This is a genomic window from Pantoea sp. X-Soil-TKNS-1280, from assembly GCF_059730475.1.
Window position 1 is genome coordinate 988730 of sequence record NZ_AP035962.1, and the last position, 19902, is coordinate 1008631.

The 19902-nt window shown below is 54.1% G+C and carries 19 protein-coding genes and 1 tRNA gene; 15 read left to right on the plus strand and 5 right to left on the minus strand.

The features are described 5' to 3' along the window. Position 1: 1 nt before the first annotated feature. The 3 genes from AC6I8X_RS04480 to pepD all read right to left on the minus strand — a co-directional run bounded on the left by AC6I8X_RS04480 (position 2) and on the right by pepD (position 4222). Positions 2 to 1000 (minus strand): ABC transporter permease, encoded by a 999-nt coding sequence (locus AC6I8X_RS04480; RefSeq protein ID WP_299457186.1) that lies wholly within the window; start codon positions 998 to 1000, stop codon positions 2 to 4. Next, a complete protein-coding gene (locus AC6I8X_RS04485) occupies positions 997 to 2502 on the minus strand; it encodes a sugar ABC transporter ATP-binding protein (protein ID WP_497840637.1) in 1506 nt (501 codons plus the stop codon). Before AC6I8X_RS04485 ends, AC6I8X_RS04480 begins: the two co-directional genes overlap by 4 nt. A gap of 259 nt (positions 2503 to 2761) precedes the next feature. Continuing rightward, complete coding sequence (pepD, locus tag AC6I8X_RS04490; protein ID WP_313682574.1) at positions 2762 to 4222, minus strand: beta-Ala-His dipeptidase; 1461 nt, start codon at positions 4220 to 4222, stop codon at positions 2762 to 2764. A gap of 257 nt (positions 4223 to 4479) precedes the next feature. On the opposite strand from pepD, the gene gpt reads away from it, so the two are divergent. The 3 genes from gpt to crl all read left to right on the plus strand — a co-directional run bounded on the left by gpt (position 4480) and on the right by crl (position 6752). After that, positions 4480 to 4938 (plus strand): xanthine phosphoribosyltransferase, encoded by a 459-nt coding sequence (gene gpt / locus AC6I8X_RS04495; protein ID WP_021186168.1) that lies wholly within the window; start codon positions 4480 to 4482, stop codon positions 4936 to 4938. A gap of 118 nt (positions 4939 to 5056) precedes the next feature. After that, positions 5057 to 6304: an esterase FrsA gene (gene frsA, locus AC6I8X_RS04500; RefSeq protein WP_313682577.1), complete on the plus strand. Its 1248-nt coding sequence runs from the start codon at positions 5057 to 5059 to the stop codon at positions 6302 to 6304. Positions 6305 to 6350: 46 nt separating this feature from the next. Next, complete coding sequence (gene crl / locus AC6I8X_RS04505; RefSeq protein ID WP_084872982.1) at positions 6351 to 6752, plus strand: sigma factor-binding protein Crl; 402 nt, start codon at positions 6351 to 6353, stop codon at positions 6750 to 6752. A gap of 66 nt (positions 6753 to 6818) precedes the next feature. Here crl and AC6I8X_RS04510 read toward each other — a convergent pair whose 3' ends face one another. Beyond that, on the minus strand, positions 6819 to 7934 hold the full coding sequence (locus AC6I8X_RS04510) for a porin (protein WP_299457171.1): 1116 nt from the start codon (positions 7932 to 7934) through the stop codon (positions 6819 to 6821). A 251-nt stretch (positions 7935 to 8185) separates the two neighbouring features. Between AC6I8X_RS04510 and proB the strand changes: the two genes are divergently transcribed. The 12 genes from proB (at position 8186) to AC6I8X_RS04570 (ending at position 18150) form a co-directional block, all read left to right on the plus strand. After that, complete coding sequence (proB, locus tag AC6I8X_RS04515; protein ID WP_332666519.1) at positions 8186 to 9289, plus strand: glutamate 5-kinase; 1104 nt, start codon at positions 8186 to 8188, stop codon at positions 9287 to 9289. Positions 9290 to 9299: 10 nt separating this feature from the next. Further along, the gene (gene proA, locus AC6I8X_RS04520; RefSeq protein WP_497840638.1) at positions 9300 to 10553 is read left to right on the plus strand and encodes a glutamate-5-semialdehyde dehydrogenase; all 1254 of its coding nucleotides are present in this window, start codon (positions 9300 to 9302) and stop codon (positions 10551 to 10553) included. A gap of 245 nt (positions 10554 to 10798) precedes the next feature. Next, entirely contained in the window at positions 10799 to 11530 is a 732-nt protein-coding gene (locus AC6I8X_RS04525; protein WP_497840639.1) for a S24 family peptidase, read from the plus strand. Positions 11531 to 11837: 307 nt separating this feature from the next. Continuing rightward, positions 11838 to 12116 carry a transcriptional antitermination N peptide gene (locus tag AC6I8X_RS04530; protein ID WP_497840640.1) on the plus strand — a complete coding sequence of 93 codons (279 nt, stop codon included), beginning with the start codon at positions 11838 to 11840 and terminating at the stop codon, positions 12114 to 12116. Between the two features lie 160 nt (positions 12117 to 12276). After that, positions 12277 to 12744 (plus strand): glycoside hydrolase family protein, encoded by a 468-nt coding sequence (locus AC6I8X_RS04535; RefSeq protein WP_299457160.1) that lies wholly within the window; start codon positions 12277 to 12279, stop codon positions 12742 to 12744. Further along, positions 12741 to 13091: a DUF7940 domain-containing protein gene (locus tag AC6I8X_RS04540; protein WP_299457158.1), complete on the plus strand. Its 351-nt coding sequence runs from the start codon at positions 12741 to 12743 to the stop codon at positions 13089 to 13091. Before AC6I8X_RS04535 ends, AC6I8X_RS04540 begins: the two co-directional genes overlap by 4 nt. A 29-nt stretch (positions 13092 to 13120) precedes the next feature. Continuing rightward, on the plus strand, positions 13121 to 13258 hold the full coding sequence (locus AC6I8X_RS04545) for a hypothetical protein (protein ID WP_497840641.1): 138 nt from the start codon (positions 13121 to 13123) through the stop codon (positions 13256 to 13258). Between the two features lie 134 nt (positions 13259 to 13392). Continuing rightward, positions 13393 to 13468, plus strand: a tRNA-Thr gene (locus AC6I8X_RS04550). A 99-nt stretch (positions 13469 to 13567) separates the two neighbouring features. After that, positions 13568 to 13798, plus strand: a complete 231-nt coding sequence (locus AC6I8X_RS04555) for a hypothetical protein (RefSeq protein ID WP_313682598.1) — start codon at positions 13568 to 13570, stop codon at positions 13796 to 13798. Between the two features lie 158 nt (positions 13799 to 13956). Then, on the plus strand, positions 13957 to 15912 hold the full coding sequence (locus tag AC6I8X_RS04560) for a putative phage tail protein (protein WP_497840642.1): 1956 nt from the start codon (positions 13957 to 13959) through the stop codon (positions 15910 to 15912). A 200-nt stretch (positions 15913 to 16112) separates the two neighbouring features. Continuing rightward, positions 16113 to 16577 (plus strand): DUF6130 family protein, encoded by a 465-nt coding sequence (locus tag AC6I8X_RS04565; RefSeq protein WP_497840643.1) that lies wholly within the window; start codon positions 16113 to 16115, stop codon positions 16575 to 16577. Positions 16578 to 16860: 283 nt separating this feature from the next. Continuing rightward, positions 16861 to 18150 (plus strand): HAAAP family serine/threonine permease, encoded by a 1290-nt coding sequence (locus tag AC6I8X_RS04570; RefSeq protein WP_313682604.1) that lies wholly within the window; start codon positions 16861 to 16863, stop codon positions 18148 to 18150. 40 nt (positions 18151 to 18190) lie between these two features. Here AC6I8X_RS04570 and AC6I8X_RS04575 read toward each other — a convergent pair whose 3' ends face one another. Next, a complete protein-coding gene (locus AC6I8X_RS04575; protein WP_497840644.1) occupies positions 18191 to 19765 on the minus strand; it encodes a methyl-accepting chemotaxis protein in 1575 nt (524 codons plus the stop codon). Positions 19766 to 19902 lie beyond the last annotated feature (137 nt).

Sequence of the window (19902 nt, forward strand, 5' to 3'; positions counted from 1 at the left end):
CTTAGCGGCGCTGAATATAGGTAATCGCCAGGGCCAGAGCCAGCACCAGGCCTTTAATAATGTCCATGGCGTAGTAGGGCACGGAAAGCATCACCAGTCCGTTTTGCAGCACGCCAAGGATGATCGCGCCGACCAGGGTTCCGAGTGCATTCGGTTTGCCGGAACCGGCCAGCGAGAAGCCGATCCAGGCCGCCGCCACCGCATCCATCAGGTACCCGCCACCGGCATTCACCTGGGAGGAACCAATACGCGAAGCCAGCAGAATGCCGCCGACCCCTGCCAGCAGTGAAGAGATGACATAAGCCAGCACGCGATAACGGTTAGTACGGATGCCGGAGAGACGAGCAGCTTCCGGATTGCCGCCGAGGGCATACATCCGACGGCCATGTTTGGTGAGCGACAGCGCCAGCTGTGCTACCACGGTCACCACCAGCATAATGATAACGATGGTGGGGACCTGGCCGAGCAGGTTAAAACCGGCCGGAATGGTACCTTCCGCCATATCCCCGTTCGGCATTACCATATTTTCGGTAATGGAGCCGCCAAAGCTGTAGGTCATCGCCACGCCCTGGACCACAAACAGCGTCGCGAGGGTCGCCAGCATGTCAGGGATGCGCAGAATCACAATCAGGAAGCTGTTAAACAGCCCGACCAGGGTACACAGCAGCAGGGTGATAACGATGGCTTCGGTGGAATTGAAGCCGTACCAGACGAACAGCGAAATCACCAGCGCATTTGCCAGCGAGGCGGTAGAGCCGACAGACAGGTCAAAGCCGCCAATGGTCAGCGAAATCGACACGCCAATCGCAATGACTGTGACAATCGCGATGGAGCGCAGAATGTTGATGATGTTGGTAGGCTCAAGGAAGCTGTCTGAGGCGAGGCCAAATGCGGCGATCAGGATCACCACCGTCAGCAACATGCCCCATTTATAGAGAAAATCAAACAGTTGATGGCGCAGAGAAGGCTGCGGGTTCAGGATTATATCTTTGCTGCTCACGCAGGGGTTCCTCCGGTGGAATAAAGCAAAAGCGTCTCTTCTGTGGCCTCACGTCCTTCCATTTCTGCCACAATGCGCCCGTCCCAGAGCACACAAATTCGGTCACACAGGCCTACCAGTTCGGAAAACTCACCCGAGGCATAGATGATGCCTTTGCCTTCCCGCGCTAATCCGTCGATCAGGCTGAACAAATCGGTTTTGGCCTTGATATCGACCCCTTTGGTCGGTTCATCAAAAATCAGCACATCGGCGTTATTACGCAGCCATTTACCGATCGCCACTTTCTGCTGATTCCCGCCCGACAGACGGCGCAGCGTTTGCGCCGGTCCGGTGGTGCGCACGTTGAGGCGGTTAATCACCTCTTCTGCCCAGCGCCACGCCTGACGATGGCCGAACAGGCTCCAGCGCGAAAAACTGCTATCGGCGCTGACGCTGAGGTTCATCGTCACCGATTCATCGATAAAGATGCCTTCTTTACGGCGTTCTTCCGGTACCAGCGCCATGCGGTTTTCCACCGAGTCGTGCGGTGAGCGCGGACGCCACGGTTTGCCATGCAATTCGCCGTGGCTGACGCGGCTTTTGCTGGCACCAAACAGCGCTTTGCACAGCTCGGTTTTACCGGCTCCGGCTAATCCGGCGATACCGAGGATTTCACCTTTATGCAGGTGCAGCGAAATATCCTGGAGCAGCTGGTCATCATGCAGGCCTTCCACCGCCAGTAGTACTGGCTGTTGCTGACGTTCACGGCGCGGCGGATAAACATCGGTCAGCTGGTGGCCGAGCATCTTCTCCACGATCTGTTCGCCGCTCAGTGCCGCCATCGGGGCGGTTTCGATCAGGCGTCCATCGCGCAGCACGGTCAGCTGGTCGCAAATCGCTTTCAGTTCGTGAATGCGGTGGGAAATAAACACCACGCCGATGCCATTGCCCTGTAAACGACGCACCACGCTAAACAGACGCTCGCTTTCATGCTGGTCCAGCGGCGCGGTCGGTTCATCCAGAATCAGGAAACGGCAGTGATGGGAGAGGGCGCGGGCCAGCAAAATCTGCTGCTTTTCCGCCAGTGAGCAACGCTCCACCAGACGTTTGACATCAATGTTCACTTCCAGCTGATCCAGCAGCGCACGCGCCTGACGACGGATCTCGCCCCAGCGATAGCCGTGACCGGGTTCGGCCAACTGATCGAGCAGGATGTTTTCTGCCACGCTGAGCTGCGGTACCAGGGCGACGTCTACCTCCTGCTGTACCAGGTGGATGCCCAGCTTTTTGGCATCGCGCGGGGAGCGAATGGTGACGGGCACGTCATCAAGCAGAATCTCGCCGTGATAATGGCTGTGGGCACCAGAAAGCACCGCCATCAGCGTCGATTTTCCGGCACCGTTGGCTCCGGTCAGTGCATGCACCGAGCCGCCGTGGGTGACAAAGTCTACCTCGGTCAGCGCGGCAAAACCGCCAAAAGCGATGGAGATATTACGCATCTCCAGGCGGTTAATCGCACTCATGGACTGGGCCTTTAATAGAGAGAATTGGGCGCATTTTTTCCTGAACATCCAGGATCGGCAACGAACGAAAGCGCATAAGCTAGCACAAAATCTTATTAGCCATCCAGACATCTGGGCGTAACGGCGTCTAAAACTGGCAGGTGTCGGGAAGGGTAGTGAAAGAGGGAAGTCAGGTTGGAAAATGTCAGCATATTATGCTGGTTTGTTAACGGGCATAAAAAAACCAGGCCGAAGCCTGGTCAGTTATTTAACGAAAGCGTTACGCTTTTTCCGGCACCACGTTAAGCAGGGAGGTCAGCAGTTGCCAGTAAAGGCCAACGCTGGCGACATGTACCTGCTCATCCGGCGAGTGCGGGCCGGTGATGGTTGGGCCGATGGAAACCATATCCATGTCAGGATAAGGTTTCTTGAACAGGCCACATTCCAGACCGGCGTGGATCACCTGGATGTTTGGCGTTTTGCCAAACAGCGCTTCGTAGGTCTTACGCGTCAGCGCCATGATCGGCGAATCCGCATCCGGCTGCCAGCCCGGGTAGCCGCCTTTTGGCGCGGTTTTGGCTCCGGCCAGCTCACCCAGTGAGGTCAGCACTTCCACCACGTAATCTTTACCGGTGTCGATCAGCGAACGAATCAGGCAGATGATCTCGGCATTATCCTGATTCATGGTCACGACGCCGACGTTGAGCGAGGTTTCCACCACGCCTTTGGCCACGTCTGAATTGCGGATCACGCCATTCGGGGTGGTGTTGAGCAGGTTAAGGAAACGATCGCGGCAGTCAGTGGTCAGCGCCTGGCCCTGATGCGCCAGCGGTTCGCTCAGCAGCGTGATGTTTTTCTCTTTAATACCCAGCTCGTTTTGCAGCGTGGCCTGGAAATGTGCCGCAGCCGATTTCAGGGCATCCACTTTGTGGCTGTCGATAGCCAGGGTGGCGAAAGCTTCACGCGGGATAGCGTTACGCAGCGTACCGCCAGTGAATTCGATCAAACGCACATCCAGATCGCGCGCATGTGCCGCCAGGAAGCGTGCCAGCAGCTTGTTGGCGTTGCCCAGGCCGAGGTGGATATCCGCACCAGAGTGACCGCCTTTCAGTCCTTTCAGCGTCAGACGCAGGGATTCATAACCGGCAGGCACCGCTTCACGCGTCAGGGGCAGGGTGGTGATAAAATCGATACCACCAGCGCAACCCATATAGATCTCACCTTCTTCTTCTGAGTCGGTGTTGATCAGAATATCGGCCTGCAGCCAGTTTGGCTGTAAACCAAAGGCACCATCCATACCGGATTCTTCCGTCATGGTCAGCAGCACTTCAATCGGGCCGTGTGTCAGGCTGTTGTCTGCCAGCACCGCCAGCGCCGATGCCATACCGATACCGTTATCGGCACCCAGCGTGGTACCCCGTGCTTTCACCCATTCGCCATCCACATACGGCTGAATCGGGTCTTTGGTGAAGTCATGTACGGTGTCATTGTTCTTCTGCGGCACCATGTCGAGGTGAGCCTGCAGCGCGACCGGAGTGCGTTTTTCCATGCCTTTGGTAGCGGGTTTACGAATCAGGATATTTCCGACCTGATCGCGTTCCACCCAAAGTCCCTGCTCTTTGGCCCAGCCGACAATGTATTCGGCCAGGGCTTCTTCATGGTAAGACGGGTGTGGAATGGAGCAGATTTTGGCGAAAATATCCCACAGTGGCTGGGGTGAAAGTTGCGACAATTCAGACACAACGCGTCTCCTGTGTCAGCGTGGCGGACGAGCCGCTCGCACGCGGGGTTCCAGTGAAAGATCGCCGTCAGCTCATCTGACGTGATGGGGCTGAGAATACCACTGTTTCTGACAGGGTGCGTAATCAGCCGCGCTAAAAAGCCGCAACCGATGCGTCAGATGCTGGTTTTTAACGCGACAGATCCTTATAATCTCGCGCAACCTTTTCCCCCTTGCACATTTTTTAAGCCAACTTCTAATTGGCCGGGACTCCTTTTATGAGCGAAAAATACGTCGTCACCTGGGACATGCTACAGATCCATGCCCGTAAACTGGCCCAGCGCCTGCTTCCTGTGGAACAGTGGAAAGGTATCATCGCGGTCAGCCGTGGTGGTCTGGTTCCGGCATCGCTGCTGGCGCGTGAACTGGGTATTCGCTATGTCGATACTGTGTGCATCTCCAGCTACGATCACGATCACCAGCGTGAAATGACCGTGCTGAAGCGTGCCGAGGGCGATGGTGAAGGATTTGTGGTCATTGACGACCTGGTGGATACCGGCGGCACCGCGCAGGCGATCCGTGATATGTACCCCAAAGCACGTTTTGTCACCATTTTTGCTAAGCCTGCTGGCCGTGCTCTGGTGGACGACTACATTGTCGATATTCCGCAGAACACCTGGATTGAACAGCCGTGGGACATGGGCGTGGTCTACATTCCCCCCATCGTTAAAAGCTGATTGATGCAACGCAAACAACGCCCGGTTTCGCCGGGCGTTGTGCTTTCTGGATATCGCACAGCACCGCAGTGTGCAGTAAACTGATCCTCGCCGTGACTGCCGCAGAAGAGAGTTTACGATGTCCAGCAAAAATCTCAGCGAAGAGCTGTTTAAACCGCGTTTCAAACACCCTGAAACCTCCTCTCTGGTGCGACGTGAGCACCATCAGCCCATCCAGGTGCATAACGCGCTGGAGGGGGATACTCAGCATTGCTGGTATCGCATGCTGAATAAGCTGTTGTGGACGTGGCGTGGCCTGTCTCCGCAGGAAATCAGCGAAGTGCTGGCGCGTATCGCCATCTGCAATCTTGAACATACCAGCGATGCCCTGTTGGATACGGTGATTGGCTACCGTAGCGGTAACTGGAACTTCGAGTGGACGAAGCAGGCAGGGATGTGGCAGCAGGAAGCGATGCAATGCGAAAACCATGATCTGGCGGGTCAGCACTGGCTGCATGCAGCAAACCTCTACAGCCTTGCGGCTTATCCCTATATTAAAGGCGATGAACTGGCCGATCAGGCTCAGGTGCTCGCCAATCATGCCTATGAAGAAGCCACCCAGCGGCTGGCTGGCGAACTGAAAACCCTGACCTTTCCTATCAGTGGCGGCAGTCCGGTGACGGGCTTCCTGCACATGCCGGCGCAGGCGCAGGCACCGTATCCGACGGTGATGTTATGCGGTGGCCTGGATTCGTTGCAGATTGACCATTATCGCCTGTTCCACGATTACCTTGCACCGCGCGGCATCGCGATGCTGACGCTGGATATGCCATCGGTCGGCCTGAGCAGTAAATGGACGCTGAACCAGGACACCAGCCAGCTGCATCAACAGGTACTGCGTGAGCTAAGTAACGTGCCATGGATTGATCACACCCGCGTGGGGTTGTTTGGTTATCGTTTCGGGGCCAATGTGGCGACGCGGCTGGCCTATCTGGAAGTGCCGCGCCTGCGTGCTGTGGCGACGCTGGGAGCGATGGTGCACGGCGTGTTTGTCGATGAACAGCGTCAGGACCAGCTGCCGGATATGTATATGGATATGCTGGCAAGCCGCCTTGGCATGTCGTCCACCCCGGACAGCAATCTGCGCACGGAACTCAATCGTTACTCCCTGAAAGTGCAGGGCCTGCTGGGACGCCGTACGCCGATACCGATGCTGGCGGCGTACTGGAACAACGATCTGTTTAGCCCCGAAGAGGATGCGCGGATGATTGTCAACTCCTCGGCGCAGGGTAAAGCCCTGTTGATTCCGGCAGCGCCGGTTTTCAGCAGTTTCGACAAAGCGCTAAATCAGATTTGCGACTGGCTGGCAAAGCAGTTAAAAGACTAAGTAGCGATCGTTAAAAGGTCTGTTAACCAGTTAAGGGAGAATTAGCATGTCGTTACCGAGTGGTCACCCCCGTAGTCGCCTGCTTAAGCGTTTTACTGAGCTGGGGCCCTATATCCGCGAAGGGAAATGCGCAGAAACACGCTTCTTTTTCGATTGCCTGGCCGTGTGCATCAATGTGAAACCGGCACCGGAAAGCCGTGAGTTCTGGGGCTGGTGGATGGAACTGGAAGCGCAGGAAGATCACTTCACCTACCAATACACGTTTGGTATGTTTGATAAAGCGGGGAACTGGAGTGCCTCAGCGATCAAGGGCAAAGACAATAACGCCAGAGTAGAAGAGACGCTGCGCAACTTCCACGAGCGTCTTAAAGCCACACTTCATGAACTGAAGCTGGATCTCAAACCTGCTGCCGGATTTGATGAGCAGCCGGTAAAATTAAGCGCCTGACGGCGATAAAAAAGGGCAGGTGATGAGCCTGCCCCTGGTTTCAGACACATTGAGGGTAAAGCTAAATCAGAACTGGTAAGTCATACCCACAGCAACGACGTCGTCGCTGTTGAGTGCCAGTTTGTTGTCGTCAGACAGCTGGTTGATCTTGTAATCCACCATCACAGACATGTTTTTGTTGAAGTAGTAAGTCGCACCCACGTCGATGTATTTCACCAGGTCGGCATCGCCGATACCGTTTTCGATATCTTTGCCTTTGGTCTGTACGTAACCCAGTGACGGACGCAGGCCGAAATCAAACTGATACTGTGCAACCAATTCGATGTTCTGTGCTTTGTTCGCTGCACCAGAAACTGACGCACCCTGATAAGTCCCGCTGATTGGGGTCATGTTGCGGGTTTCGGTGTAGATAGCCGCCAAATACACGCTGTTGGCGTCATATTTCAGACCAGCACCCCAGGATTCAGCTTTCTGGCCTTTACCGTAGGTACGGGCTTCCTGCTGATTGGTACGGTCAGAAGAAGTGATGGCACTGATCGCGCTGATGCCAGTATCACCAAAGCTATAGCCCAGTGATGCACCGTAACCGTCGCCATTCTGACGAGAAGTATCGGTGGCGCTACCACGGGCGTTGGCGCTGGTGGAATCGTTTTTGCCCTGGTATTGCAGCGCGAAGCGCAGACCATCAACCAGGCCAAAGAAGTTGTTGTTACGGTAAGTGGCTACACCGGTAGCACGCTGAGTCATGAAGTTATCCGCACGCGCAGTACCGTCGCCGCCGAATTCCGGGAATACGTCAGTCAGACCTTCCACGTCATACAGCACGCCGTAGTTACGACCGTAGTCGAATGAACCGTACTGGCTGAATTTCAGACCGGCAAAGCCCAGACGGGTTTTGTTGCCGGTGTTAGCGTCTGAACCTTCAGAGTTGTTGACGTTGTACTGATATTCCCACTGGCCGTAACCGGTCATCAGGTCGTTGATCTTTGTCTGACCTTTGAAGCCGATACGAACATAGGATTTGTCACCGTTTGAGCTTGCGTTATCGCTCATGTAGTTCTCGGCTTTAACTTTGCCGTAGAAGTCCAGTTTGTTACCGTCTTTGTTGTAGACTTCAGCGGCATGCGCGGTTGAAGCCAGAGCCAGCGCGGATACGACTAATGCCAGTTTGCTTTTCATCATTTTGCTATCAATCCCAATGAGTAAAATTTGTTGTGCTCGTGAAAGAGCTTGTAATAAAACACGGGGACTTTTTACCGGTTAGCGATGAAAGTTTTATGACAGTTTTTCTGATTTCTTGTTAATCGCGAACTTTTGGTCTACCGCATTGTCCGGGGATTTTTGTGCTTTTCCCCCGGCGGCTGTTGGCTTCCTTGCTCACTCCTGATAAAACGTCCCTTCGCAGAACTTTTTTCTTATATGGCAGGAAAAACATGAGTGGCAGTCAGACCCTTGTGGTCAAGTTGGGTACCAGCGTTCTTACCGGCGGTTCACGTCGGTTGAATCGGGCGCATATGGTGGAGTTGGTTCGTCAGTGTGCGCAGCAGCACGCGGCGGGACATCGTATTGTTATCGTCACCTCGGGCGCGATGGCGGCCGGGCGCGAACACCTGGGTTACCCTGAACTGCCACCTACCATCGCCTCAAAGCAGCTGCTGGCTGCGGTGGGGCAAAGCCGTCTGATCCAACTGTGGGAACAGCTGTTTTCGATTTACGGCATTCATATCGGGCAGATGCTGCTGACGCGTGCTGATATGGAAGACCGTGAGCGTTTCCTCTACGCACGCGACACGCTGCGCGCGTTGCTCGATAACCATATCGTGCCGGTTATCAACGAAAACGATGCCGTTGCCACCGCCGAAATTAAAGTTGGCGATAATGATAATTTGTCGGCGCTGGCCGCCATGCTGGCGGGTGCTGACAAGCTGCTGCTGCTGACCGATCAACAGGGGCTGTTCACGGCCGATCCGCGCAATAACCCGGAAGCGGAATTGATTAGTGATGTGCACCAGATTGACGATGCGCTGCGCACGCTGGCCGGGGGTAGCGTCTCGGGTCTGGGTACCGGTGGTATGGCGACCAAACTCCAGGCGGCAGATGTTGCCTGTCGTGCAGGTATTGATGTGATTATCGCCGCCGGCAGCCGCAGCAACGTGATTGGCGAGGTGATCGACGGGAAACCGGTTGGCACCCGCTTCCACGCGCAACAAACGCCACTGGAAAACCGTAAGCGCTGGATCTTTGGTGCGCCACCGGCCGGTGAAATTACCGTGGATGACGGCGCGCTGACCGCGATTCTTGAACGCGGCAGCTCGTTACTGCCAAAAGGCATCCGTGAGGTGCAGGGCAACTTCTCGCGTGGGGAAGTGATCCGTATTCGCAGCCTTGAAGGACGCGATATTGCCCATGGCGTAACACGTTATAACAGCGATGCGATGCGCATGATCGCCGGACATCACAGCCAGCAGATCAGCGAGATCCTCGGTTACGAATATGGCCCGGTAGCCGTGCACCGTGACGATATGATCGTCAGCTAAGGAGCGATTGATGTTAGAAGAAATGGGGAAAGCGGCGCGTGCGGCGTCGTACAAACTGGCGGAACTCTCCACCGCAGAAAAAAATCAGGTGCTGCTGACTATCGCCGATCGGCTGGAAGCGGAAAGCGCCGACATCCTTGCGGCGAATGAGCAGGATCTGGCTGATGCGCGCCAGAACGGCATGAGTGCCGCGCTGCTGGATCGTCTGACGCTCAACTCACAGCGCCTGAAAGGCATTGCTGATGATGTCCGTCAGGTGTGCCGTCTGGCCGATCCGGTCGGACAACTGATTGATGGCGGGCTGCTTGACAGCGGCCTGCGTATTGAGCGCCGCCGGGTACCCTTAGGCGTGGTGGGAGTGATTTATGAAGCACGTCCTAACGTCACGGTGGATGTTGCCTCGTTGTGCCTGAAAACCGGTAACGCAGCGATTCTGCGCGGCGGTAAAGAAACTTATCGTACTAACGCGGCGACGGTGCGAGTGATTCAGAACGCGCTGGTGCAACACGGTTTACCGGCGGGTGCCGTCCAGGCAATTGAGAACCCGGATCGTGAACTGGTTAATCAGCTGCTCAAGCTGGATCGCTATGTCGATATGCTGATCCCGCGCGGTGGTGCCGGGTTGCATAAGCTCTGCCGTGAAAACTCGACCATCCCGGTGATCACCGGTGGCATCGGGGTGTGTCATCTGTATCTTGATGAAACCATGGATACTGAGGCAGCGCTGACGGTGATCGTCAACGCGAAAAAGCAACGCCCGAGTGCCTGTAACTCACTGGAAACGCTGCTGATCCATCGTGATCAGACCGAGCGCTTCCTGCCTGCTTTCCTGCAACGTATGGCGCAGGAAAACATTGCATTGCATGCTGATGAGAACATCATCGCACTGGTGCAGAACGGTCCGGCCAGCGTGGTGGCGGTTAAGGCTGCCGAATATGACGATGAATGGCTGTCGAACGATCTGAATATCAAGCTGGTGGATAGCATTGATGAGGCGATTGACCATATTCGGCTTCATGGCACTCAGCATTCGGATGGCATCCTGACACGCAGCATCGGCAATGCTAACCGTTTTGTGAATCAGGTCGATTCGTCGGCGGTTTACGTTAATGCCAGCACGCGCTTCACCGATGGCGGTCAGTTTGGCCTGGGTGCCGAGGTCGCTGTCAGTACGCAAAAACTTCATGCGCGTGGGCCAATGGGCCTCGAAGCTTTAACCACCTACAAATGGATTGGCTGGGGCAACGATACGCCACGCGGTTGATGTTTAATCAGAGTAAAACAAGCATCCTGAAAGGGTGCTTTTTTTTTTACTTTGGATCCTGACTTTTCCTGCGCATTTTGACTTTCTGCCATTCATTGCTGATTTGTGACGTCAGTAAGGGAATAATGATCATTCAGTTTGATTGATAAAAGCGGTTAGGTAGTAAACTAGCGGTAATATAAAATGAACTGGTAGCAAAGATAAAAACCCTACTTCGTCTCTACCTGATGGCAGATTATTAACTGATGGTTAAAAAAGACAGTGCAAAACAGGATTTTACTGCCAGGCTGGTTGCTGCATGCGATAGCGCGGGGATTGCTGGACACGGGCGGAACCAACAGATTGCGAAAGCCTTGCAGGCAAGAGGATGCAAAATCTCAGCGCCGGGCGTCTGGAAATGGTTCAACGCCCAATCCATTCCAGATGACAGCAACCTGCTGGCGCTGAGTCAACTGCTGGATGTGCGCGTGGAATGGTTACAGTATGGTATGGAAAAACCGGCAGCAAGGGTGACTCAGTATCCTTTTAACCCACAGCGGCCCGTATTTCGGGTTGAGAGTCTCGATATCGGACAGCACAGCGCGCATGGCATTGCGGCTCGTGACCAACTGTTGGAAACCCTTCAGGCGATCGAATATAGCCCTGACGAAGCACGCCTGTTATTCAACGGGCGATCGGCAGAGCATATCCGTCTGATCGCCATAAACAGTGACTCGATGGCGGGCACGTTTGCGCCGCGTGACCAGCTATTTGTCGATATCAGCGTACAGCGTTTCGATGGCGACGGTATTTATCTGTTTACACTGGATGAGCAGTTTTATCTGAAACGCCTGCAATTACAGCATCACCGGGTCGCGGTTATCTCAGACAACAAACGCTATGAAACCTGGTATCTGACTCTGGAAGAGGCCGCTCGTCTCCAGGTGATTGCCCGGGTTGTCATGAGCCAATCACGCAATTATCAATTTCCAGGTTAGTCTTAGTGGTTAAAAATATTCTGGCTGAAATCAGAAATTTAACTGATGGTAAATAAAAAATTAACTACTGGTGTTTGATAAAGCATAAGAATAAGTTAATAATTTGAGCATGCAAGGACGTCATCATGGCTGAGGAATAGCCCGCTCTTAAACAATCGAGGCGCTGCACAAGCGCGATGCATACCATCCAAAGTCAGTGGATTTTGGGATGGGGTGGATACGCATGTTGCAGCGTTACCGGTTGATCTCCGTTGTTACTCTCCCATGCGGCCCCCCCATCGCCAAAGACTCATTCACAGGAGGAGTTATGGCGATTATCCAGTATGGCAAATCTGTATTTCCCGGAAATGCGCGCACGCGTCGACACCGACGCCGTCAGTCTCTCAGTCGTCTGAAGTGCTGCATTGATAACGCGTTTGGCCTGGAACCGATGGCGTTAACACTGCGCAATGCAGAACGCATTTGCCAGCGTCAGCATCTTTCCAGGGTTGATCGGGCCGTCATCGCACCTTTGTTTCTTCGCTGCAAACCCGTCGTGTTTGATCACTGCGGCCTGCCCCATGTTCATCTCTACGCCGTGCGCTAACTCTCAGTCAGCGGTTTTCTCCAGATTTAAGCGGAACACTTCGTTTTTCTCATTAATTAACGGCGCTTGTGCGAAGTGCAGATGTGCTGCGGTGTTTTTACGGCTGATTGATCAGCAGGTTTTATGTTTTACGCCGCGCCAAATCAACGAGGAGGATGTTATGAGCCAGATTATTGCCATTTTGAATTTTGAAGAGGGCTATCGGGAAACGCCTTATCTCGATAGTCAGGGGTTCCCGACGGTGGCCGGGGGGATTCGCATCGGTCCAAAAGGGGCCACTCTGAGCAACTATATCTTTTTGGTTCCGCGCCTGGTGGGCGATACCTGGAAGCAATTGATTGTTGAAGGCAAGGCCCAGCAGATGCATAGCCGGGCAGCATTGCAGCAGGCATTATCCCAGTGCAATGAAGCGCGTTGTGACGTGCTCTACAGCATGGCATATCAGCTTGGGGTTGAGGGTCTGGCGTTGTTCAGAAATATGCTCACGGCCATCACCCAGAATGACTTTGATGCTGCCGCTGATGCCATGCTCAATAGCTTGTGGGCGAGCCAGACGCCAGGGCGGGCACGTCGCCATGCTGAGGTCATGCGCAGCGGTACTTACGATATTTACCGGGGGCTGCTATGAAATGGCTAATGTTCCTGGTCGCGGTACTGACCGTGGTCATCATTCTGCTGTTACTCCAGCGTTTTACTACGCTGCAATTCGTTTCTCATGCTCGCCTGTTGTTTAAAACCTGGTCAGTGTGGTTAGCTTCACTCGGTTCGATCCTCAGTGCCTGGGTGCAATCTTTTCCTTCTTCCGCCCTGACGGCATGGAACACGCTGCCTGAAGATGTCAAAGCGGTGCTCCCGCACAACTACCTCGGTCTGATAGGTGCATTTATGGTGGCGATGGGGGTAATGGCCCAGTTCGTCCGCCAGAAAAATCTGCTGAAAGAACAACAGGAGGAAATCCATTCAAATCAGTCCTGAATCCTTAACGTATGCCTGAGGAGGCTAAGATGATTGAAAGTCATTTATTTGCTGAACTGGATGCGAGTTTGCCAGCGCAGTCTGGTGAGGTTGCAATAGTAAAACACGACTCGGTTTTCAGGGGGAGGGTGCGTTTTATCGCACAGGTTTTGAAAGGGGTACGATAAATCGCGTCACGACATTTTGTTTACGGTATAAGCAGTTTTGGCCGGTAATGCGGGAAAAGCAGTCGCACCTTTGCTGGTCCTTGACTCATCTGCCGGTTTTTCCTAACTTATTTCACCGTAGTTCCCGCCCCAACGCCGGTATAGCTCAGTTGGTAGAGCAGCGCATTCGTAATGCGAAGGTCGTAGGTTCGACTCCTATTACCGGCACCAGTCACGCTAAATAAAGCGGTGCTGGAATAACCCCGTTGTAAACCCCCTGATGTCAACACGTCCCGTCAATTCACCTGAATCAATTTTAAGGATCCAACCATGCAAACGATCTCTATTGCCCTAACCAGCAACTGGACTCAGCTCGCCACTGGCACAGGTATCGTCACCGCGCAGCTGATCGATCAAAGCACCGCTTACCTTTATATTGGCGACTCGGCTCCCTCTGATAATGCTCCGTGTCTGCGTATACCCGCTGACGGTGTCACCCTGGCGAATGGTGCCATCGCGTGGGTCAAAGGGGCGGGTACGTTGGTCGCCGCGACCGTATAAGGAGGAGCCAAACGATGGCAAAATCCTCCCACAAAACGCATCTCGTCTGACCCCTCTCGCGCTGATCCCCCGCTAAATAACCCGAACCCATTAACCTCACGGCTCCTGCCGTGGCGGGGTTTGCGCGTGTCTCAAATTCAACTGAGTAAGGATTGAAAATGTTAAAAATTGGTAATACTGATGGGCTTACCGTACAGGAAGCCACCACGATTTCCCGGACAAATCTCGCCGGAGTCAGCACCTTCGCATCGCTCAGAGCACGTCAACCCGCGTTTGAAGGGGAGCGTGTCTGGATTAGTGGCCACACCAAAATTGGCTGGGGTGCTGGCTGGTTTAGGGGGCACCTCAGCACAGCCAAGGATGACGGCGGGTTTACTGCCGCTGGAACTGGCTGGTACTGGACCAGAGAGTGCGATCTGAATGATCTGACCGTTTGTGAATTTGGAGCCATCCCGGATGGTGTCACAGACGCAGGCCCCGCATGTACCGCGATGCTGGAATTTATGCTGAGTGGCGCAGCGGTAGCTGTCGCAGGACTCAGCACCATCAAGCAGGCAGGCATTAAGTTTCCGGCAGGAACATTCTTTATCAAGCCTCTGGATTGGCGCGGGTACGGTACTGCCATAGCCTCGGGGTCTGCTGACCTGAAGTATTATCCTTCAGGATACACCGCCCATGGTGGCATCCGCATTCAGGGTATGAGCACCCCTTACGGTAAGCAGATATTCACCCGGATTATCAGTGATGGCTCAGCCAGTACCGTGTTTCAACTGAACCACCGCCGGATGATTGTCGAGGGTATCGCCTGGGACGGTCAGCAGAAAACCGCATACGACACCAGTAGCTACCTGCTCAAGGGGGCAACCCTGGGGGTATTTAATGATACCGCCTCGAATAAGCAGGGCTTTATGTCGAATGAGTGCGTGGCGGGATGCTATATGTACCTGAAAAATTGTTCCGCCACGAATACCGGCTCCTACATGTTCTATGTGCTTGATACGCTGGACAGCATTGTTGAGCAGGTGTACGGATCTGTCACCGCTGGGCCGGTGGTGCAGGTGGGGTGGTCGAATTACCCCGCTGGCGTATGGGATCACAGCACCTCTCTGGAAATCCGTAACTGTAACTTCCTGACCAACCTGGCCCCGGCTATCTGGGCGCCGCGCTGTCAACAGGCCATTATGCGTAACGTCTGGTTCAGCGGACCGGGTACGACACCGTTCGATATCAATAACGGTCAGTGGATTCTGGACATGGTATGTATTGAAGGATGTGTGCATAACCCGGTGCTGTATGCCTGTAAAGGACAAGGTAACGTGATCTCTGTGCCGACCGGTAACGCCCTTGACTACGACACCACACCGAACGGTGGCAGCTGGCCAAGTTACAGCACAAACCCGGATGGCTCTGGCATTACATCATGGCTGAGTAACTATGAGCGTGGACACATCAGGGTTGAAAACCACGGTGTGGAACTGTTCGGCACCCTGAAGACTAAATGGACTTCAGGTGTTCTGCGCGGTACTAACAACTCAGCAACCCCCCTCTGGCTGAATATTGGGGCATTCTCATTCCCAACGGTAGGGCAAATCTGGGAGATAGAGATTATCTGTCGTAACGGGTACAGCACTATCGGTAGCGGGAACTATAGCCCTGCAGGTGCGGACCGTACCCCAGGCAAGACCATCATCAAGTTGCAGAGAACCAGCGCGACTCAGCAGATTGTTCAGTACTGGCATGAGGGGGCAAGTGGTGTGACGGCGGTGCAATACCCCACCAGCGTCTACAGTACAGATCTCACCGCATTGTGGGTTCGATTTGCTGCTTACACGGGTGAGTACGTCATCAACGTTAAAGGCACCGGCCCAACCCGGTTTGATGCGGGTACCTGTTCGCTGTTCACGCCGGACGGTAGTACGCAGACCGACTCTCCCGGGCTGAATGATGCCACGCCACGCTTCAGTCTGCACAACGGGAGTGCTGGAGTCGGAGCGCAAGGCTCCCTGCTGGCCTTGGCTTCTGCGACAGGAACCCCCGCTAATTCCACCAAGCCTGGTGGATATCTCCAGGTTGTGGTTAATGGCAATGTTGTGTTTCTGCCCTATTACGCCTAGCTGAAGTCTCCCCTGGCGGCTGAAACAGGAAGCGTCAGAACACATAACAAACGCTGCGCCGCCACTTTTTTGCATCCCACTGTATCTCTGCGTCCGGTTGTTACAACGCGATACATCACGCCCCATAACGCAAACAGGCTCGATACATCCGCGTGGTCTTCTGTACAGGACGTCATGAACGATTCACTGGAGAAACCACTATGTTGCGTAAACTGATCCTTATTTCACCCATTTTATTCTCATCTGCCACCTGTGCATGGGCTGCTAATGTCGGCGAACTCAGCGCGGGCGACGTGCTGGGGCCAGCAGCGGTTGCGCCGCTGGAGAAACCTCAACCACCGGCAAGACTGATTGTTGATGCACCTCTCGCCGGCCCCCTGCGTAAGGGGGCGGTGTTTATTCAATATCGGGCAGAAAACCTGCGTATCGAACCCGTTTTTGGCCCTGAAGCCTTAAAAGTGATGCCCCGCATCGGTCACCTCCACATCATTGTGGATAACAACCCCTGGCATTGGGCCGATACCAGCGGTGAACCAGTGATTCTGGTCGGGTTGCCTGCGGGTAAGCATAAGGTCACCCTGATCCTTGCCGACCCAACGCATAAGCCGCTGGATAGCAAAACAGTTGAGTTTATCGTGCCAGAGCACACTGCCACGATGCATTAAGCGTTTAGGCTCGTGTTAACTCCGGCAGTGATGTTCTTACTTGCACTCTCCTGATGTCTCAGGTCAAATAGCGCCCAGGCAAACGGTTGCTTGCTTGTTTTGTGCATTTTTTGTCCATTAAATGGATGATATGAGCATTAATTACACTTTTGTGACCGATTTTCGCGTTTGTGCCATCCGTGCCATCAAAAAACGGTTAGCATGAGGGTGTCGCGCCGACCGCGTCATAATTCGCAGCCGATACCGGCTGTGCTTTGGATCAAGATTCATTCTGGAGAGACAGATGGAAACCACGCAAACCGGCACGGCGGGTGCCGTCGAGGTAGCCGCAAAGGGCTGGCGAAAAAGTGATACCGTGTGGATGCTGGGTTTGTACGGTACGGCGATTGGGGCAGGGGTGTTGTTTCTGCCCATCAATGCCGGGGCAGGCGGTTTGATTCCGCTGATTATCATGGCGATTCTCGCCTTTCCGATGACGTTTTATGCCCACCGTGCACTGACGCGGTTTGTGCTCTCCGGGAAAAATCCCGGCGAAAATATCACTGAAGTGGTGGAAGAACATTTTGGCGTGGGCGCGGGTAAGATCATCACGCTGCTCTACTTTTTTGCCATTTATCCCATCCTGCTGATGTACAGCGTGGCGATTACCAACACTGTCGATAGCTTTATCGTGCATCAACTGGGCCTGGTGTCACCCCCGCGTGCCGTGCTGGCACTGATTTTGATTGTTGGCATGATGACCGTGGTGCGTTTTGGCGAGCAGATGATCGTCAAGGCGATGAGCGTGCTGGTGTTCCCGTTTGTGGCGGTTCTGATGCTGCTGGCGTGTTATCTGGTGCCGCACTGGCATGGCGCAGCGCTGCAAAGTCTGTCATTCAGCCAGAGTAACGGCGACAGCAATATCTGGATGACGCTGTGGCTGGCGATTCCGGTGATGGTGTTTTCCTTTAACCATTCACCGATCATCTCCTCTTTTGCGGTGGCAAAGCGCGAAGAATATGGCGCAGGGGCCGAGCAGAAGTGTTCACGTATCCTGGCCTGCGCCCATCTGATGATGGTGCTGACGGTGATGTTCTTTGTGTTCAGCTGCGTGCTCAGCCTGTCACCGGCGGATCTTGATGCGGCCAAAGCGCAAAACATCACCATTCTGTCTTACCTGGCCAATCACTTTAACGTGCCAATGATCGCCTGGCTGGGACCGATTGTGGCGATGGTCGCGATCACTAAATCATTCCTCGGCCATTACCTTGGCGCACGTGAAGGTTTTAATGGGCTGGTGATTAAATCGCTGCGCAGTCGGGGTAAGCGTGTCGCGCCGCAACGTCTGAACCGTTTGACGTCACTGTTTATGCTGCTGACCACCTGGCTGGTGGCGACGCTCAATCCGAGCATTCTGGGGATGATTGAGACTCTGGGCGGGCCGATTATTGCCATGCTGCTGTTCCTGATGCCGATGTATGCCATTCAGAAAGTGCCGGCAATGCGCCAGTACAGCGGGAAGATCAGTAATGGATTTGTGGTGATTGTCGGCGTGCTGGCAATTTCATCCATTTTTTATTCACTGGCGAATTAATGCTATGACGGTGGCGAACTCTCGCCACCGTTAAATTGCCTTACACCGCGCTCAGTTCTAACGTGCGGCCAGTTTTAAACACACTCATCGATTGCGCCAGACGTTCAGCCTGGTCCTGCAGCGCCTGGGAGGCTGCCGACGCTTCCTGCACCAGTGCGGCATTCTGCTGCGTTACCGCTTCCATCTGGGTAATCGCCAGATTGATTTCGCTGATGCCGCTGCTCTGCTCGTTGCTGGCAATGGTAATTTCACCCATGATATCCGCCACGCTTTTCACGCTGTTGACCACTTCACCGATGGTTGAACCGGCATGAGATACCAGACGGCTGCCTTCATCCACTTTCGCCACCGAATCTTCAATCAGCACTTTGATCTCTTTTGCTGCGGAGGCCGAGCGCTGTGCCAGATTGCGGACTTCGCTGGCGACCACAGCAAAACCACGTCCCTGTTCACCGGCACGCGCTGCTTCCACTGCGGCGTTGAGTGACAGGATGTTGGTCTGGAAGGCAATGGAGTCAATCACGCTGATGATATCGACAATTTTCTTCGACGACAGCGCAATGGCTTCCATCTTCTCAATCACCTGCTCCATCACCTCGCCACCTTCTTTCGCCACATCAGAGGTGTTGGCGACCAGCTTGTTAGCCTCACGTGCGTTCTCGGCGTTGTGTTTCACCGTTGACGTCATTTGCTCCATCGCCGAGGCGGTTTCTTCCAGCGAACTGGCCTGCTGTTCGGTACGCGAGGAGAGGTCAAGGTTGCCACTGGAGATCTGATTGGATGCCACGGCAATGGTGTCAGAACCGGCACGCACATCAGAAACGATGGTCAGCAGGTTATCGTTCATGCTTTGCAACGCACGCATCAGCACGCCGGTTTCATCTTTGCTTTTCACTTCAATGTGGGTACTGAGATCGCCCGCCGCGACTTTACCGGCAATCTCAACCGCTTCATTCAGCGGACGTACGATCGAACGGGTCAGTAAAAAGCCGAGGATGATTGAGGCGACAATGGCGATAGCGGAGAACACCAGCGTCACCATGATGGCAGTTGAACCATCGGCAATGATGGTAATTCCTTCCTTTTGCAGCTGTTCAGACTGCGAATTGGCAAACGCGTTAGCACTGTCGAGATAGGTATTCTGAGTATCGGTGATCGATTTCAGCACATAGGTGCTGGCACCTTCGAGATTGCCTGCACGCACCAGATCCAGCAGCGCATTTTTCTGCTGTTCAAACTTGTGACTGGCTTCCAGCAGACCGGCGATCTTCTTTTTCCCGACGGCGGTCACCTGGATCGCTTCGATTTTTTTCATCGCCGTATTGGTACGATCGGTCGCTTCAGCCAGTTGTTTAAAGCGTTTTTCGTTGTTCGCCGGGCGCGAGGTATCGATAACGATGCCACGCAGGTATTTGATCTGATCATTGACGCCATCGCGCACATCAAATCCCAGGCGCACTTTGACATAACGATCTTCGACAATGGAGGTGATGCCATTTTTGATGTTGCTGATTTTCGTGATGGAGGTAATCCCCACCACGACCAGCAGCGCCACCACCAGGCCAAAGGCGATGCCCAGCCGGACGCCGACCTTCAGGTTCTTAAAGCTCAACATAGGTTCTCCCCGTGATGCCAAAATGTATGGTTTTCAAGATAGAAAAGCAGATGAGACATCTGCAGCAGGTTGATGTTTTTTAAGGAAAAAAAGTGTACTCACTTCGGCGGGACAAGCATGACCGGCACGCGCAAGCG